The sequence below is a fragment of the Weissella uvarum genome, assembly GCF_016908785.1.
GTDB classification, from domain to species: Bacteria; Bacillota; Bacilli; order Lactobacillales; family Lactobacillaceae; genus Weissella; species Weissella uvarum.
Genome location: NZ_JAFBEO010000001.1, coordinates 52,879 through 69,017, shown reverse-complemented (window position 1 = coordinate 69,017; position 16,139 = coordinate 52,879). Strand labels below are relative to the sequence as shown.

Below are 16,139 nucleotides of genomic sequence, written 5' to 3'. Positions count from 1 at the left end.
CAAAAACCTGGATTCTAATTTGAATCCAGGTTTTTTGTTATTCAACTGAAAAGCTATCTTGGTGGTGCTCGTATTGATCACGCGAACTGTTTTGAGGTTGGCTAGTTAATGGCATCCAATGTCCAATTAAACGAATTAAGACATAGCTAAGACTGCTCGTGAGTAAGATGGTAAAACTAATTCCTGCTAACTGTGTTAGTAAGAGTGACCAATTGCCGGAGATTGCGCCTAAATGACCAGAAAGGTGAGGACTAGCGAAGAGACCGGTTGCTAAGCCACCAAGTACGCCACCTAGGCCGTGGACACCGAAAGCATCTAAGGCATCATCATATTGAAAATGTTGTTTGGTGAATTTGATGAGGCCGTAAAGGATGGGGGTGCCAATTAGAATTGTTAAGAAGGCTGATTGAGGGGTCATGAAACCGGCTCCGGGTGTAATTAATACGAGACCGCTTAGGGCGCCTGTAAAGCTACCAGATAATGTTGGTGTTTGTTTTTGCCAGTATTCTAGTGCTTGCCAAATGGTAAAGCCGAGTGCTCCGGCTAAAATTGTATTAAATAGGGCGATTAGAGCAGATTCGTTTAAGGCGAGTGCAGAACCAGCATTAAAGCCAAACCAACCAAGCCAAAGTAGAATCGCACCAATTGTGACCGAAGGTGCGTGATGCACGGTTGCTAAAGTGGGCTGCTCACGTGAACCAATCACTAGCGCTAAAACTAAGCCAGTGAAACCAGAGGCGATGTGGACCACGTCACCACCAGCGAAATCAAGCACGCCAAGTTGTTGTAATAAACCACCACCCCAAGTCATGTGGGCCAGCGGGAAGTAAACGACAATTAACCACAGGATGATAAAAACGTTAAAAGCTTTAAAGTTGATTCGATCAATGACGGAACCGGCGATAATGCCCATCGTGATTAATGGAAACATCCCTTGAAACATTGCAAAAACAGCATCTGGGATGTGCAATCCCCGTGTGCTATGGATGAAACTGACATGATTGAATAAAAACTGATGAAAATTACCGAAGAATAGGCCATTTCCGCTAAACGAAAGTGTGAAGCCAAATAAGTACCAGATGACACTGGCGAAACCTAAGGGTAATAGCACCATCATCATGGTATTGATGAAATGTCCTTTTTTTTAGAAAGGCCACCGTAAAAGAGGGCGAGACCCCCGGTCATGGTCCAGACCAATAGGGTGCATAAGATAACGAAAACTGTGTCAGTTGTATTTGCCATTAATTTAATCCCCTTTCATTTATAACTATACCAATCATTATAATGATTGCAGTTGATTTTAGTGATAAAATGTGAGGGAAGCTAACAAAGGTCATTTTAATGAGGTGATTAACATGCATTATTACATTGTGCCAGGATATGGGGGCACCCCCGACGCAGCATGGTATGCGTGGCTTAAGGGGGGTATAAAAGAAAATACTGGCTCGCCAGTAACGATTATTGATGTTCCAAAGACGCAAATGGCTGATAGTAATGTTTGGCAAACAGTATTAGAACAGACAATTGATGTTAATCAATCCATTTGTTTAATTGCTCACAGTTTTGGTTGTTATAATAGCTTGCGTTTTATAATGGATAATGAGGTTCGGCCAGATGCACTTTTGATGGTTGGTGCGTTTGCGCAACCTTTAACGGTGTATCCTGAATTAACGCCGGCATTAAGTCAGCATCAATTAGATTTTAATAAATTACGCCGTTTGATTCGAAATGGGCTAGTGTTAACGGCTTTGGATGATCCAGTTGTTCCTTGGATGCAGGCGCAGAAAATTGCGGAAAATTTGCGCTTAGATGTATTGATTAAAGCGTCAGGTGGGCATTTTGTAGGACGGCGTGCACCGCTTGTAGCCCAAGCGCTCCAAGCGGTTGTGAGGGAAATTGATGTTAATAATAGCTAGTTTCGAACTTGTGGCTCTGTTAGCGCTACTGATTAACCAACGCCGAGGGCATATTAACCTTGGAAATGGTATTTGGCCCCTGTTGGTTATGTTGCTCAGTCTATTGTTAATAACGCTGGGATTGCAAAGTTGGCCTTTTACGGGTTGGTTAAAGGCTTGGTTATGGGTGCTCGCGATTGGCGGGATTCTAGGTGGGTGTGGTTTCCTTTGGCTTGGCTATTTGATTCTCCAACAAGCTTGGATGTATCGCCATATTCGCGCCTATCGTCGGGTGAATGTGACTTTAGTTGGCATGTTGATTATTTTGCTATGTTTTAGTAGTTTGATACTTTTACAATTACACTGGCCGGCACTAATTTATTTGACTGTGTTGATGGCCGCATGTATCGGTTATGTCGCATTCTTTTGGTGTGCATTCGGCATCGCGTTTTTACATTATCGTTGGCGTAATAGGGTTGGTCATCAACGAATTGCGTATGTTTTGGTCCTCGGAGCGCTATTAGAACAGGACAACCAAGTTTCCTTAACATTGAAAAAGCGTCTTGATTTGGCACTAAGTTTCGGAGAGCGGCAAATAAATCAACCAGTGTATGTAATGTCTGGTGGTAAAACTGGACCTGGGCAAGTGAGCGAAAGTTCGGCGATGCAGCAATATGCTCGCCAAGATGGTATTGCTGACGAGCGTATTTATTGTGAAAATCAGTCGCGGAATACATATGAAAATTTTCAGTATACACAGGAATTACTGAAAAAACTTGAAGTTCCAATACAGCAAGGGGTTTTTGTTACCAGTGATTATCATGCGTTTCGGGCTGCAATCTTTGCTGATCGATTTGGCTTAACTACTCAGAGTGTGGTGGTACATACGGCGCGGAAAAAAATTTGGTATGGTTATATGCGTGAATTTTTTTCAATCATGTTTAACAAATGGCGGTGGCATGCGTTTTGTGTAAGCGCTTTAATTTTAATCGTATTTTTGGCGTTAATTACTGGGAAATTGTCAATTTAGCAGGTATAATAAAGCTTGTAAATATACAATTATATGGAGGTAGTGGATGATGGATGCGCAACAAACCTTGATTTTGATTAAGCCAGATGGTGTTAGTCAAGGACATATTGGGGAGATTATTACCCGTTTGGAAAAGAAAGGCTACCGAATTGATGCTTTGAAGGTAACTCAAGAAACTGATGAGTTGTTGGCGCAACATTATGCTGACAAAGTCGATAAGCCATTTTATCCTGAAATGAAATCATACATGCAAGAAGGGCCAATTGTGGCGATTGTTGCAAGTGGAGTCCAAATTATTTCAGTATTCCGACGCATGGCGGGAGCAACAAATCCATCTGAAGCAGCCTTTGGTACGATTCGCGGTGACTTTGGTCGTGAATATGCTGATGAAAAATTGCGTAATGTGGTGCACAGTTCTGATAGCCCTGAGGCGGCCGAGCGTGAAATTAAAATTTGGTTTGGTTCTGACTTTAACAATTAGGACACAAAAAAGGCAGAGCCGACCGGCTCTGCCTTTTATTTTTATTTAAATTAGTCGATTGAAATCTTGTGATCTGCTTCTTGAACCTTTGGAAGTTCAATAGTTAGAACACCGTTATCAAGTGAAGCGCTAATCTTGTTCTCGTCAACCCCAGCTAAGTTAAAGCTGCGATGTGCTGATCCTTCTGAACGCTCACTTAGCAAAACATGTGTATCTTCATCTGAGTGATCCTCAAAGTGATCATATTTTGCATCGATGTTTAATACACCGTCATGGTAGCTCATGTTGATATCGTCTTTATTAACACCAGGTACATTTACATGAACAATGTACTTGTCATCAGCTTCGGTTACATCAGTTCCGAGAACAGCAGGTGTTGTTCCTTCATTGAAGAATCCGCGTGAAATTTGGTCAATCAAATGGTTCAAATCGCTATATGTCCGTACTTCGTTACTCATGGTAAATACCTCTCTTTATCATTTTTTTATCATTTTTATTTTATAAACAAAGTTCTTAAGGCTTTTCTTTATTGCCCTTCCTTGCTTACATCTATTATATTACACCCTTTAAAAATAAATGCAAGGGTTTTGAGCAAATTTTTAGCACTTTATTTGTTAGAGTGCTAATTTTGTTATCAGGGTTGCTTGAAAAGACTGATTGCGAAGCGGTTTTGACGGTGTATAATGGGTGCATGGAAAATTCATCAATTGAAAAATTTAATGTCGAAAAATTAACTACACAACAAGAAAAACAGTTAAATGCGATTGAAGCCTTTATTCAAGATCATTTGTATGATGAGGGGCCTGTGGCGGTTGGAGTTATTCGAGGTGCAGCCGGGACAGGGAAAAGTGTTATTTTAACTGAATTATTTAAACGTTTGCAGCATGGTGCTAGAACCCAAACGGGGCCCTATGCAGACACTAAAAATGTTTTTACGGTCAACCATCCTGAGTTGTTAAAAGTATATCAAGAGTTAGCGGCACAACAACCAAATTTAAAGAAAAAAGATTATCAGCGGCCAACTTCAATTATTAACCAAGCCCATAAAACTGGGCAGCGCTATGATGCGATTGTCGTCGATGAAGGCCATTTATTACTATCTAAGCCGGAACCTTATATTAAGTTTTATGGCGATAACCAATTAAGCGAATTAATGAAAATTGCGAAAGTGGTCATTGTCGTCTTTGATTTTGAACAAGTGATGCAATCAAAGGCTTTTTGGAGCCCAGCTTTGTTGGATCGAGTAACAGCATCTGCTACAGTACAGAATTTTGAGTTAGATTTACAGTATCGAGTGCATGCTAATCAAGCAGTGTTGGACTGGCTGGCTGCGCTTGGACGCGGTGAATTGCGACCTTTACCGGAAGATTTGGGTGCTTATGATTTAAGAATTTATGATCGTGCAGCTGATTTATATGAAGCAATTAAGCAACGCAATGCTGAAGTCGGATTGTCACGAGTCATGGCAACGAGTGGGTTTAAACGGCTAGGAAATGGAGATCATGCTGTTTATATGGATGATTTCTGTTTACCTTGGGACGAGTATGATCCACAAAAAACGCCTTGGGCTGAGCGACCTGAGTCAATTAATGAAGTTGGTTCAATTTATACGGTCCAAGGTTTTGACTTAAATTATGCTGGTGTGATTTTAGGGCCACCCTTTAAATATGATAAAAAGCAGCAACGGATGTGGATTGATACAGATGAAGTTACCCATCGTGAAATCTATAAAAAGTCGCCGCACTTACAAAAGGCTGGTGAGATTGCTCAAATGCAGTCTGACGTAATGTTACATGCCGCTAGTATCCTAATGACCCGAGGGATTGAGGGGTTATACCTCACGGCAGCTGACGATGAATTAAGACAAGCTTTAACAACGTTACAAGCAGATTGGAAAAGAAAAAATGCAAGCATGGATGAAAAAATTTAATGAGGCCGACCAAGCTGTTTATTTTGCATCAGCTGATAAGCAGACCCAGCTAGCTGGGTTTGGTGTAGCTGATGAATTGAAGAACTGGCAGCAACCAAGTGAGTTAGCAAATTGGTTAGCCCAGCAAACGCAGCTTGTGTTTGGCGGAGTCCCCTTTGATGAACAAAAACAGGACTCGGTATTGATGAATGGCTATTTTTTCGCTCCAGCAGAAACTGTTGATTTAAGGCAGGTGCCAAATGATTCGGTGCAAACGCCTTTGCAGTCTAATGCGGTCTTAAAAGAAGATCAAGAAGTTGACTGGGTTGATCGAATGACTCCAACGCTTACAACCTTGCAACGTGAAGTGGATAAAGAAAAAGTAGTCTTAGGGATGCAAACAACACTGCAATTAGCACATCCCTTGGATTTGGGTCAATTGATTGCTGATTTGCAAGTTAAACAGCCTAATAGTTATCACTTTGTTTTAAAACGTGGTGATGAAGCCTTTATTTCTGCAACTCCTGAACGTTTAGTTCGTTTAGCGGGACAACATTTTGAAACGGCTGCAGTGGCTGGATCAATTAAACGTGGAGAAAATCAAGCAAAGGATGCAGCCTTGGCGAGCCAACTGTGGCATGACCCCAAAAATCGAACAGAGCATGCAGTGGTTGTTGATACAATTGCTAATGTTTTGTCTGATTTGGCGACGCTACATTATGACAAAGAGCCGACCCTTTTGAAAACACCACAAATTCAGCATTTATACACACCAATTCAAGGTGAGTTAGCTGAAAACACGTCATTACCAGAGTTATTGGAACGTTTGCATCCTACGCCTGCACTAGGAGGTTTTCCAAAAGATTGGGCGCAAGCAGTGATTAAATCGGTTGAAGCACAACCGCGCGGACTATTTGCGGCCCCAATTGGTTATTTAGAACCAAATGGTATGGGTGAATTTGTTGTGGGGATTCGGTCGATGTGGCAAAAGGGCACTGAGGTGCATTTGTTTGCTGGGGCAGGGATTCTACCTGATTCAGATTTGGCACAAGAAGCTCAGGAAATCCAATTGAAAATGACGCCAATGAAAGAATTAATTGAGGCACAACAATGAATCAGAATTTAACAGAACAAATTAAACATTTAATATTAGGACTGTATGAACAAGGCGTGCGGCATGTCGTCGTATCACCAGGTTCGCGCACAACGCCAATTGCTTTGCTATTGGCTGAATTTAGCCAACATATTGTAGACGATTTTCAGTTACATGTTGCGCTAGATGAGCGTGATGCAGGCTTCTTAGGGCTGGGAATTGCTAAAACTAGCCAAGAACCAGTGGCCTTGTTGGCAACATCAGGGACAGCGACGGCTAATTATGCCCCCGCCATTGCTGAAGCAGCGGTTTCACATGTGCCGTTGTTAGCTTTAACAACCGATCGGCCTGAAGAGTTACAGCACATTGGCGCACCACAAACGATTGCGCAAACTGGGTTATATGGTGGCAACGTTAAGAATGCCGTGACGCTAACGTTACAAAGTGAGAGCCCAGATGCTTTAGCTTATCTTGATTACGAGGTTCAACACTTAGTTCATCAAAGTGTGACTGCACCAGCTGGTCCAGTACAACTGAATTTACCGTTACGTAAACCTTTGATGCCAGACTTAGAGATGCCTTGGCCGACTATCAAACCACAGGCTTTTCCGGATTTAACAGCACAAGTTGAATTGAATCCAGCCTTAGTAGAGTTATTGCAGCGTGAAATTGTCTTTTTAGCCGGACCCGTTGAACGTGGTGATTATACGCAATTACTAGTTGATGTTGCAAAGAAGCATCAAATCCCAGTTATTGCCGATGTGCTAAGCCAAGTGCGACCGGCACCAGGCCAAATTATTGGTATTGATAGTTTGGTGGCGGCCAATCAATTGGCCAGTTTACCAGTACCACAAGTGATCGTTCGGTTTGGTGCAACACCGGTTTCAGCAAAATTATTACAATGGATTCAAAGTGAGCATATTCCGGTGCTTCAAGTTGGCAAACAATATGTTGGTCATGATCATAGCCGACAAAGTGAGATGTCCTTAGATGTTAATGAAACTAGCTTTTTAAAGGCGTTTGATCAGCAAATTGGTCAAAATACGTCGACATTCTATCAAGCATGGTTGGCAACTCAAACGCGTTTGACAGAAATTGGACAACAAATGGTACAGACGCCTTTGGATGATTTAGGTGTGGTACAAACGATGAATAATCTGCCGATGGGGACACGGTTGTTCATTGCTAATTCAATGCCAATCCGGGATTATGATAATTACTGGCAACCAAAGCATGCAATTAAAACATGGGCTAATCGTGGTGCGAATGGTATTGATGGGACAGTTGCCACTGCAGCAGGGATGGCCTTGGCTGGTGGAAATAACTGGCTGGCGATTGGTGATTTAGCCTTATTCCATGATTTGAACGGGATTGCTTTAGCAAAGCAGCTTGGGGTTGATCTAACAATTTTGGTAACAAATAATGCTGGTGGAGGTATTTTTTCATTTTTGCCACAAGCTAGTGCTGATGAATATTTTGAGCAATTATTCGGGACGCCACAGGGGTGGTCAATCGAAAAAGTGGCTGATTTATTCGATGCGCAATATCAGCGCATTCAACAACCACAAGCCTTGCAACAAGCAGTTGATCAGCCTGCTGATGGTTTGAAAATTATTGAAGTGACCACTCAACGGCAACAGAATGTGGTGACGCACCAAACTGTGCTGAATCAGTTAGGAGCAGATTATGCCAACAATTGAAGTCCGTGGATATCCATATCACTATGAACAAAAGGGGACAGGAACACCAACTTGGCTTTTTTTGCATGGCTTCATGGGCAGTCATGCAGATTTTGAGGCGATTAATCCACGTGGTACCGCAATCTATTTAGATTTGCTAGGCTTTGGTCCGAATGCGCCAGTGGTTAAAGATAGTCACCGTTTTCAGGCTGAACAACAAATTGCTGATTTGCAGACGCTTATCCAAAATTTGACGCAACAACCCGTGCAGCTAGTTGGCTATTCCATGGGTGCTCGGCTTGCGCTAGCGTATGCTTTAGCGCATCCAGAGGACATTCAATTGTTAGTGCTAGAAAGCGGAACCCCTGGCCTTGCAGATGCTGATGAGCGCCAGGCGCGTCAGTTAGCGGATGAAAAAAAGGCGCACAGGGTGCTTGAATCTGGTATGGAAGCATTCATAAATGAATGGGAACAGCTACCGATGTTTGCTAGTCAGCAGCAGTTGCCAGCAACACAAAGAGCGTTTATGCACGCTCAGCGAGTAGCTCAGCAACCTGAAAATGTGGCGGCTTCATTGCGTGAGTTTGGAACAGGGGCTATGCCGAATTTATGGCCACAGTTGCGGGCTTTAGATGTGGCAACGGTATTGATTAATGGTGCTTTAGATAAAAAATTTCTCTGTATTACACAAAATATGCTGTTGCACCTGCCACAGGCTCACGACGTACAAATTCCAGAAGCTGGACACAATGTCCATTTCGAGGCGCCGATGATGTTTACACAGGTGTTAAACGACATGCAAGCTATGCTATACAAATAAATCGGCTTCATGTATAATAATGTTTGGTCTTTTAAGACCTGTTTGTCTCCGTAGCTCAGTTGGTAGAGCAAGGGACTTTTAATCCTTGGGTCCACGGTTCGAGTCCGTGCGGGGACATCATTTAATCATTTGATTAAATTCGTTCAGGTTCCTTTAGCTCAGTTGGTTAGAGCAGACGGCTCATAACCGTCCGGTCGTCGGTTCGAGTCCGACAGGGAACATTCTAATTGATGATTAGATCGTTAATAAAAGCGCTAACTTAGCTACTTAGATAGCTTGTTAGCGCTTTTTGTTTCTTGGAAATATTTTTGCACAAAAAAAGAGCATTTTTAAGACATGCTCAGGTCTGATATCGAGATTAACCCTGCTATAAAGCATCCACTCAGTAGGAGGGATGTGTTTTTTTATTTGTTGTTCAAAGTTTTTTTATCTGCAGTGGTGATTGCTTAATTGAAAAGGCGTTAAATTTTCTAAATTACGGTAGGTTGTTTCAGATTAACCATGATAAGGGATGGATTTTTCCATCATTGCTTGACTATCATTATCGTAATCTTCATTCCAGTCTTTCATATATTCGTCGCGATCATCTTCACTTGTTCCTGTTCCAGTCTCTCCGCCCATTTGTTTAAATGACAATTGGTTGTAGGTGGTACGACCAGGATGGCCATTACTGGCTGCTGAAGAGGTTCCTTCTTGCCAATATTCCGAGGTAGGAGCTGTGCGGCTTAGGCGAGTTGTACCGTCGGCAAAAACTAAAATATAATTATAACCGTCATCTGTTGGTTGGGTAGCTTCTTGTGATGAGGCAACTTCAGAAGATGACGTCTCTTCAGAAGTTGATGTCTTTTCTGAAGATAACTTTTTGGAAGATGATTCTGAAGATACATGTGAATTTGAAGACTTGGAAGAGCTTGAAATATAAACTCCCATGAAAAAAATTGCGATAGCTGCTAAGATACCAACAAAGATGGCTATCAAAATTAGCCAGATGTTTTTTGATTTTGTTGGGTTATTGTTAGTAGAACGTGTTTCTTTATTGTTATTCATAAACTTTCATTTTTCTCCGTTGTGCTTGAAGGTGACATGTTTTATTAGTGATGATTAATTACTTTACGCATTGTGATTATTTATTGGCCATCGTTATTGATTTCATTCAGGACTTCGACCTTTGTATTGAAAATTTTAGATACACCATCAACACCGTATTGCTTGATTAAATTAGGTGTTTCATCTTTTAATTGTTGTGAATAAACATTTTTAGATGTCATTGTGTGTGCTAGCAATTTGATAAGTACGATAGCCCATAACTCCCAAAATAATGAGCAGCCTTATCATTAAGAACCAAAACCCGAATCCCTTATAAAATGCTTTTTTTGTACATACACATTACCGTTAGCGTCTTTAATTTTTTTAGCCATATGGCGCTCCTCCTATAACAGCTTTTTATATCGTTCAGTTAATTGGATATGTTTACTTAAGTAGTAAATACTTCAGTAGAGCTTTTTACGTTTTATTTGCATTACAACTATCACTCTCTAATAATGTAATCCTTAATTATTTTTTATCCATCAGGACAAGTAAGCAATAAAAAAACTATCACTAATGGCTTTGCCACTTGTATGGTGATAGAAAATTTAGGCCTATTTAAGATATATTGAATTTAGCACGAGATTGTAGGTTTAGTCAAATTAATTGAATATCGTTAACTTTAATGATATTGGCGTACAGCCGGTGGTATATAGGCGTCGATAAAAGGGATGATCTCATCTAATTGCGTAATAAACCCAAGTTTTTGAAAATCCGATTCAGTTAAAAAGGCTTTTTCAACCATCTCTTCAAGTAGCTGTTTTAAAGGATTATAATAACCAGCTACATTGTAAAGCAGGCAAGGGTTTTCGTTATCGCCAATTCTGGCCCAAGAAAATGCTTCAATAATTTCCTCAAGTGTTCCTGGACCGCCAGGGAGTGCTAAACAAGCATCTGATTGTTCGAGCATTTTTTGCTTACGGATGGACATATCTGGCACGATTTCTAATGAAGTTAGTCCATTATAAGCGGCGCCGCGGTCATAGAGGTTTTGTGGCATGATGCCGTGCACGTGCCCTCCATTATCAAGGACGGTTTGCGCTAAAAGGCCCATTAGGCCAACGCCACCTCCGCCGTATACTAAGTCAAACTGGTTGTTGGCTAACCAGATGCCTAATTCGTGAGTAGCTTGTTCATACTTGGGATCATTTCCAGTGGTGGCACCACAATAGACAGCGATTTTTTTCATTGTATGTCTCCTTATGCTATTATCATTTAAATTGGTATAACATAAATACATGCGTAAAGATATCCAATGTTATAAAGTAATGGCATGATCAAGTCTTAATTAAACAACTTTGCCTTGTTGGATTTTTAGTCATTATTCAAAACTTTCTTAATGAAGGGAGCGCACCATGCAAGTTAAACAAGTTACCGCAATCCCGTTACGTTTACCGTTGAAGGAAGCGTTCGATACAGCTCATGACCGAACAAAAGTGCGGGCATTGACCCTGCTAGAAATTCAATTGATGGATGGCAGTGTTGGATATGGCGAAATTCAAAGTTTTGAGAATACAGCTTACGCGCCAGAAAATCAGCAACTTTCGTGGTCAGTCCTGCCGCAGTTAGTGCAGGTATTGAAAGATCACGCCTGGAATCATCCGCAACAAGTGGCGGCTTTATTAGATGAAAGTACTGATTATAGCTTTGCTAAAGCAGGATTGGAGATGGCATGTTGGGATGCGTATGGGCATTTGAAACAGCAATCATTAGCGCAATTGCTCGGAGTGACAAGAAAAGCCATTCCAGTAGGTAAGGCAATTGGATTGCAAGCGACATCGGCTAAGACCGAGCAATTAATTGGTGAAGCCATTGCACAGGGATATCAACGGATTAAATTAAAGATGGTTCCGGAATTAACAGTACCTGATTTAAATGCGTGGGATGATTCTGCGAGCCTGTTTACGATTGATTTTAATAATGCATTGCCTGATAAGCCACAAAGTACCCAAATCTTAGCAACGCTAAAGCAAAAAGGAATTACTCTAGTTGAAGAGCCGTTGCAAGGGGCTAACTGGTCGAGCTATCAAACCTTAGCCAATCAAGTAGCGTTACCCTTGGTGAGTTTAGATGAGTCGATTAACGACGTTGCCGATGTTGAACGGGCTTTGGCGTTAGACGTGGCCGATGCTTTTACACTCAAACCTGGAAAGTTAGGTGGGATTGGGCCAACGCTATTGGCGCAGTCAAAAATTACACAAGCTGGTAAGTTGCCATGGATTGGTGGCATGTTGAGCTCAGGAATCGGTCGTTTTGTGGACGCTGTTTTAGCAGCCAAGCAAGCAGATCCGATTTTTCCGCCGGATAGTGGACCGACACAGGCCTATTTACAAGCAGATATTATTGTTGAAAAATTGCATTTGCAAGCTGGACAGGTGGAGCTCCCAAGTCAACCTGGCTTAGGCTTTCACATTGATTGGTCACAAGTGCAGCAATATCAAACCGGTCCAGCGCAGATATTTTAAAACAGGTGGACGTAATTTTGGTATAATTTAATGAAAGATGACGGAGGTAGCGAAATGGAAGCGCAATTAGCAGATGTTCGTAAGATTTTTGAACCATTGAATATTGATGGGATTTTGGTGACTAATGGTTTCAATATGAACTATTTAACTGGTTTTGATGGCGGTGAAGGTGATGGGTTAGTTTTGATTGGTAAAGATAACATTGCCTTGATTACTGATGATCGCTATGAAGTTGAGTATCGTGAAAAGTTAGCCGATACACCAGTTGAATTATTGGTAACTCGTAACTATTGGGGGGTTGCCATGGCTGCAGCAAAACGCTTTAAGATTGAACGCCTCGGTTTTGAAGACTCAATTATGTTCAGAGATTTTGATTATATCGATGAAAATTTTGATGGCGTTGACATTGTCCCCGTTCCCGAGTTATTTGAATCAATTCGTGAAGTGAAAAATGATGATGAAATCAGTAAATTGCGCCATGCAGCTGAAATTTCAGTGGCTGGCTTTAATGCGATTTTACCTGATTTGCATGTTGGTATGACGGAACGACAAGTTGCGAACCTGTTAGACTTTCGTCTTAAGGAATTAGGCGCTGATAAGCCATCATTTGATACGATTGTGGCATCTGGTGCGCGCGCGGCCTTGCCACACGGCTTGGCAACAGATAAGGTCATTGAAGCTGGAGAAATGGTGACCATTGACTTTGGCTATTATGTAGATGGTTATACTTCGGATATTACACGGACGATTGCCTTTGGTGAACCAACGGCGCAAATGCGTGAAGTTTATGATGTGGTTTTGACGGCTCAAAAAGCTGGGATTGCGGCTTTGCAACTTGGCAATTCAGCAATTGAAGTTGATGCAGCTGCCCGCAAAATCATTGATGATGCTGGTTATGGCAAGAACTTTAGTCATTCAACTGGTCATGGAATTGGTTTAGATATTCATGAAGGACCAGTGCTTTCAAAAAATGCAGATAAGCAAGATCTCGTCCGTGATGGAATGGTATTGACCGTTGAGCCAGGGATTTATTTGGAAAATGTTGGTGGTGTCCGCATTGAAGATGATATTGTTGTTAGTGTAGAAGGTAACGAGAACTTGACAGCGGGTATCCCAACCGACTTAATTGTGATTGATCAGTAATATGACATTAGAATATTTTGAATTTTATCGTGGTAATTTAGCAGATGGCTTTGAAACGATTGCTGGTAAACAAAAAGATGGGCACGCGTTTATTGTCACTCGAAAGAATGATGATAGTTTGCCGATTTTAGATATTGCCGATGACAGTGTTGATTTTTCTAAAAAACGCCAACAAATTATTACCCATGATTTTAAGTTACGACGTTTCGAGAATGCTTGGCAAGATGTCAGTTTTCAATGGGCTAATATTGATCGTCACTGGCATGAGATTGTAGATGCCTGGCAACCAGAATATCGCCAAATTGTTGAGGGACCCACTAAAGAATGGGGCCTACGCTATCATGAGACAGGAGCTTCAGGTGAACAACGCGTCGTTGGCGCAAATGCCTATCCTGAAAATTATGAGCATTTTGTAAATTGGTTGACTGGCTTTTCACGGGGCAGCATTCGTTAAGCAACGAGATTATAGGCGGGGGACCATTGTGTAACCCGCCTTTTGATGTGTGGGGCTTGGTATGGGATGAGGAGAAAATATGCAAGAGAATTTGTTGATTTTACATACAAACGATTTACATTCGCATTTGGAAAACTGGCCGAAGGTCAAGCGTTACATTAAAACTCAACAGCAACATGCCCAACGCCAAGCTGTTCAAAATTTCGTGTTTGACATTGGTGATGCGATTGATCGACAGCATCCGCTGACTGAAGCAACGGCAGGACAAGCGAATATCCAGCTAATGAATGATATCGGATATAGTGCCGCAACAGTTGGCAATAACGAAGTATTGGGATTAAATCATGCCCAAATGGACCAGCTATATGATGAGGCTAATTTTCCAATTGTATTAGCAAATGTGTTGGATGCCAAAACGCACCAGCTACCAAAATGGGCTCAAGCATATCGGATTTTGACAACGAAGGGCGGTCAGAAGCTTGCAGTGCTAGGATTAACGGCACCTTTTGAGCGGACTTTGCCATTGGTTGATTGGGAACCAGAACCAGTTGATGAGACATTGGAACGCCTTTTGCCAGAGTTGAAGCAACAGGCCGATACGATTATTTTGTTGTCACATTTAGGTTTGCCAACAGATCGCCAAATTGCAGAGAAATTTAACGATATCGACCTAATTTTGGGAGCGCACACGCATCATGTTCTGCCAGAAGGTGAGTGGCATGGTAAGACTTTGTTAGCCGCTGCTGGACGCTATGGTAGTCATGTTGGAAAAGTGCGGTTGTCGATAGAAAATGGTAAAATGGTGCAAGCTCAGGCGACGGTGCAGGCAACAGATGAATTACCATCCTTACCAGAAGATCAAGCGCAAATTGATCAATGGTATCAGCGTGGGACTAAAAAATTGCGTCAAGAACAGCTAGCAAACCTACCCGTGACGTATTCAACTGATTTACAGCAGCAACACCGGTTAATTGATCTTGGTTTGGATAGTTTAAAAGATTATTGGTCAACCGATTTAGCTTTGTTGTCTTCAGGAATGTTTTTAGCTGATCTGCCAGCTGGCCCGGTTAATAAGAATGATTTGCATGAAATTCTACCACATGCCGTGCATCCAATGCGGACGACGCTGGTCGGGCATGAGCTAGCCCGTTTAGTTTTTGAAATTAAAAAGAATCAAGGTTTCTTGTTGAACTACCAAATTAAAGGCATGGGCTTTCGTGGTAATCACCAAGCCTTCGGAAAAATGGTTTGGTCAGGTTTGGAACTTGATGCGGATGGCAATATTTGGGTGGATAGTCAGCCACTTGACCCATATCGACAGTATGCAATTGCCACGTTGGATCATTATCTATTTATTCCATTTTTCCCAACCATTGAGATTGCTGGGACAAATCAAATGGATTATGACGTTGTTTTACGGGAAGTCGTTGCGCATTATCTACAAAAGAAATTTTAATATTTGGAGAAATTATGAATCGTGAACGAATGAAAGAATTGGCTGATAGTCAATTTGCAGAAAGACAGGCCGCAACCACGATTGTGCACACCGATGAACCAAATCGGTTAAACATTAATGGACGTGGCTATGAACTAGTTAAAAATTATCGTGAAGCGTTCGATGAAGAAATGTTAGCGGCACGTTTTAGCGAATTCCTAGAAAAATATGACTATATTGTCGGGGATATTGCTTCTAACCAATTGCGATTACGAGGTTTTTATGCACAAGGTGCCCCAGGAATTGCGCGTAATCAACAAATTAACGCCTTGCAAGATTACTTGTATGAAGATATTAATTTTGGTGCCCCTTATTTTGTCTTACAAAACTTAGAACCGCATCAAGTTGATGATCAAGATGAAGAAGCAAAGCCAAAGAAGAGTCGGCGCCGCCATCGAAATCATGGCAAAAAAGATACCGGTCGGGCCGAAATAGATGAAAAGAAAGTCACACCAAAAACTAATAAGCCAAAGGGTGGTAAACGGTCTGAGGTGAAGGCGAAAGGTGGCCAGAAGAATCGACGTTTTGAAGTACGGGAACGTCAAGATACTAAGGACTAAAGCTTTAACGTGCGAGAAAGCGGAGTTGT

At 41.7% G+C, this 16,139-nt stretch carries 17 protein-coding genes and 2 tRNA genes; 14 read left to right on the top strand and 5 right to left on the bottom strand.

Annotation, left to right across the window (positions count from 1 at the left end; all coding sequences use genetic code 11):
* Positions 1 to 37 precede the first annotated feature (37 nt).
* A complete protein-coding gene (locus tag JOC36_RS00370) occupies positions 38 to 1,114 on the bottom strand; it encodes an ammonium transporter (RefSeq protein ID WP_239517501.1) in 1,077 nt (358 codons plus the stop codon).
* Positions 1,115 to 1,355: 241 nt separating this feature from the next.
* Between JOC36_RS00370 and JOC36_RS00365 the strand changes: the two genes are divergently transcribed.
* Genes JOC36_RS00365 through ndk form a run of 3 tightly spaced genes read left to right on the top strand, consistent with a single transcriptional unit; the run spans position 1,356 to position 3,406 of the window.
* Positions 1,356 to 1,916, top strand: a complete 561-nt coding sequence (locus JOC36_RS00365) for an alpha/beta hydrolase (protein ID WP_205144527.1) — start codon at positions 1,356 to 1,358, stop codon at positions 1,914 to 1,916.
* Positions 1,900 to 2,925, top strand: a complete 1,026-nt coding sequence (locus JOC36_RS00360; RefSeq protein WP_205144526.1) for a YdcF family protein — start codon at positions 1,900 to 1,902, stop codon at positions 2,923 to 2,925. The genes JOC36_RS00365 and JOC36_RS00360 overlap by 17 nt, the downstream gene beginning before the upstream one ends.
* A 49-nt stretch (positions 2,926 to 2,974) precedes the next feature.
* Positions 2,975 to 3,406, top strand: a complete 432-nt coding sequence (ndk, locus tag JOC36_RS00355; RefSeq protein WP_205144525.1) for a nucleoside-diphosphate kinase — start codon at positions 2,975 to 2,977, stop codon at positions 3,404 to 3,406.
* Between the two features lie 50 nt (positions 3,407 to 3,456).
* Here ndk and JOC36_RS00350 read toward each other — a convergent pair whose 3' ends face one another.
* Positions 3,457 to 3,864 carry an Hsp20/alpha crystallin family protein gene (locus JOC36_RS00350; protein WP_205144524.1) on the bottom strand — a complete coding sequence of 136 codons (408 nt, stop codon included), beginning with the start codon at positions 3,862 to 3,864 and terminating at the stop codon, positions 3,457 to 3,459.
* 233 nt (positions 3,865 to 4,097) lie between these two features.
* On the opposite strand from JOC36_RS00350, the gene JOC36_RS00345 reads away from it, so the two are divergent.
* From JOC36_RS00345 to JOC36_RS00320, 6 genes are all read left to right on the top strand, one after another.
* Positions 4,098 to 5,336: a DUF2075 domain-containing protein gene (locus JOC36_RS00345; protein ID WP_205144523.1), complete on the top strand. Its 1,239-nt coding sequence runs from the start codon at positions 4,098 to 4,100 to the stop codon at positions 5,334 to 5,336.
* Positions 5,323 to 6,429 (top strand): isochorismate synthase, encoded by a 1,107-nt coding sequence (locus tag JOC36_RS00340; RefSeq protein ID WP_239517483.1) that lies wholly within the window; start codon positions 5,323 to 5,325, stop codon positions 6,427 to 6,429. Before JOC36_RS00345 ends, JOC36_RS00340 begins: the two co-directional genes overlap by 14 nt.
* The gene (gene menD / locus JOC36_RS00335) at positions 6,426 to 8,108 is read left to right on the top strand and encodes a 2-succinyl-5-enolpyruvyl-6-hydroxy-3-cyclohexene-1-carboxylic-acid synthase (RefSeq protein WP_205144521.1); all 1,683 of its coding nucleotides are present in this window, start codon (positions 6,426 to 6,428) and stop codon (positions 8,106 to 8,108) included. The genes JOC36_RS00340 and menD overlap by 4 nt, the downstream gene beginning before the upstream one ends.
* The gene (menH, locus tag JOC36_RS00330) at positions 8,095 to 8,907 is read left to right on the top strand and encodes a 2-succinyl-6-hydroxy-2,4-cyclohexadiene-1-carboxylate synthase (RefSeq protein WP_205144520.1); all 813 of its coding nucleotides are present in this window, start codon (positions 8,095 to 8,097) and stop codon (positions 8,905 to 8,907) included. The genes menD and menH overlap by 14 nt, the downstream gene beginning before the upstream one ends.
* 44 nt (positions 8,908 to 8,951) lie before the next feature.
* Positions 8,952 to 9,024: transfer RNA gene (locus tag JOC36_RS00325), tRNA-Lys, on the top strand.
* 30 nt (positions 9,025 to 9,054) lie between these two features.
* Positions 9,055 to 9,128 (top strand) — tRNA-Ile (locus JOC36_RS00320).
* A gap of 274 nt (positions 9,129 to 9,402) precedes the next feature.
* On the opposite strand, the gene JOC36_RS00315 is transcribed toward JOC36_RS00320, so the two are convergent.
* From JOC36_RS00315 to JOC36_RS00305, 3 genes are all read right to left on the bottom strand, one after another.
* Positions 9,403 to 9,837, bottom strand: a complete 435-nt coding sequence (locus tag JOC36_RS00315; protein ID WP_205144519.1) for a hypothetical protein — start codon at positions 9,835 to 9,837, stop codon at positions 9,403 to 9,405.
* A 197-nt stretch (positions 9,838 to 10,034) separates the two neighbouring features.
* Complete coding sequence (locus JOC36_RS00310; RefSeq protein ID WP_205144518.1) at positions 10,035 to 10,175, bottom strand: hypothetical protein; 141 nt, start codon at positions 10,173 to 10,175, stop codon at positions 10,035 to 10,037.
* Between the two features lie 440 nt (positions 10,176 to 10,615).
* The gene (locus JOC36_RS00305) at positions 10,616 to 11,182 is read right to left on the bottom strand and encodes an LOG family protein (RefSeq protein ID WP_205144517.1); all 567 of its coding nucleotides are present in this window, start codon (positions 11,180 to 11,182) and stop codon (positions 10,616 to 10,618) included.
* 166 nt (positions 11,183 to 11,348) lie between these two features.
* On the opposite strand from JOC36_RS00305, the gene JOC36_RS00300 reads away from it, so the two are divergent.
* The 5 genes from JOC36_RS00300 (at position 11,349) to JOC36_RS00280 (ending at position 16,110) form a co-directional block, all read left to right on the top strand.
* Positions 11,349 to 12,458: an enolase C-terminal domain-like protein gene (locus JOC36_RS00300; protein ID WP_205144516.1), complete on the top strand. Its 1,110-nt coding sequence runs from the start codon at positions 11,349 to 11,351 to the stop codon at positions 12,456 to 12,458.
* A gap of 54 nt (positions 12,459 to 12,512) precedes the next feature.
* On the top strand, positions 12,513 to 13,601 hold the full coding sequence (locus tag JOC36_RS00295) for a M24 family metallopeptidase (protein ID WP_205144515.1): 1,089 nt from the start codon (positions 12,513 to 12,515) through the stop codon (positions 13,599 to 13,601).
* 1 nt (position 13,602) lies between these two features.
* A complete protein-coding gene (locus JOC36_RS00290; protein WP_205144514.1) occupies positions 13,603 to 14,055 on the top strand; it encodes a phosphoesterase in 453 nt (150 codons plus the stop codon).
* Positions 14,056 to 14,134: 79 nt separating this feature from the next.
* Positions 14,135 to 15,511: a bifunctional metallophosphatase/5'-nucleotidase gene (locus JOC36_RS00285; protein WP_205144513.1), complete on the top strand. Its 1,377-nt coding sequence runs from the start codon at positions 14,135 to 14,137 to the stop codon at positions 15,509 to 15,511.
* Positions 15,512 to 15,525: 14 nt separating this feature from the next.
* On the top strand, positions 15,526 to 16,110 hold the full coding sequence (locus JOC36_RS00280) for a YutD family protein (protein WP_205144512.1): 585 nt from the start codon (positions 15,526 to 15,528) through the stop codon (positions 16,108 to 16,110).
* Positions 16,111 to 16,139: the final 29 nt, after the last annotated feature.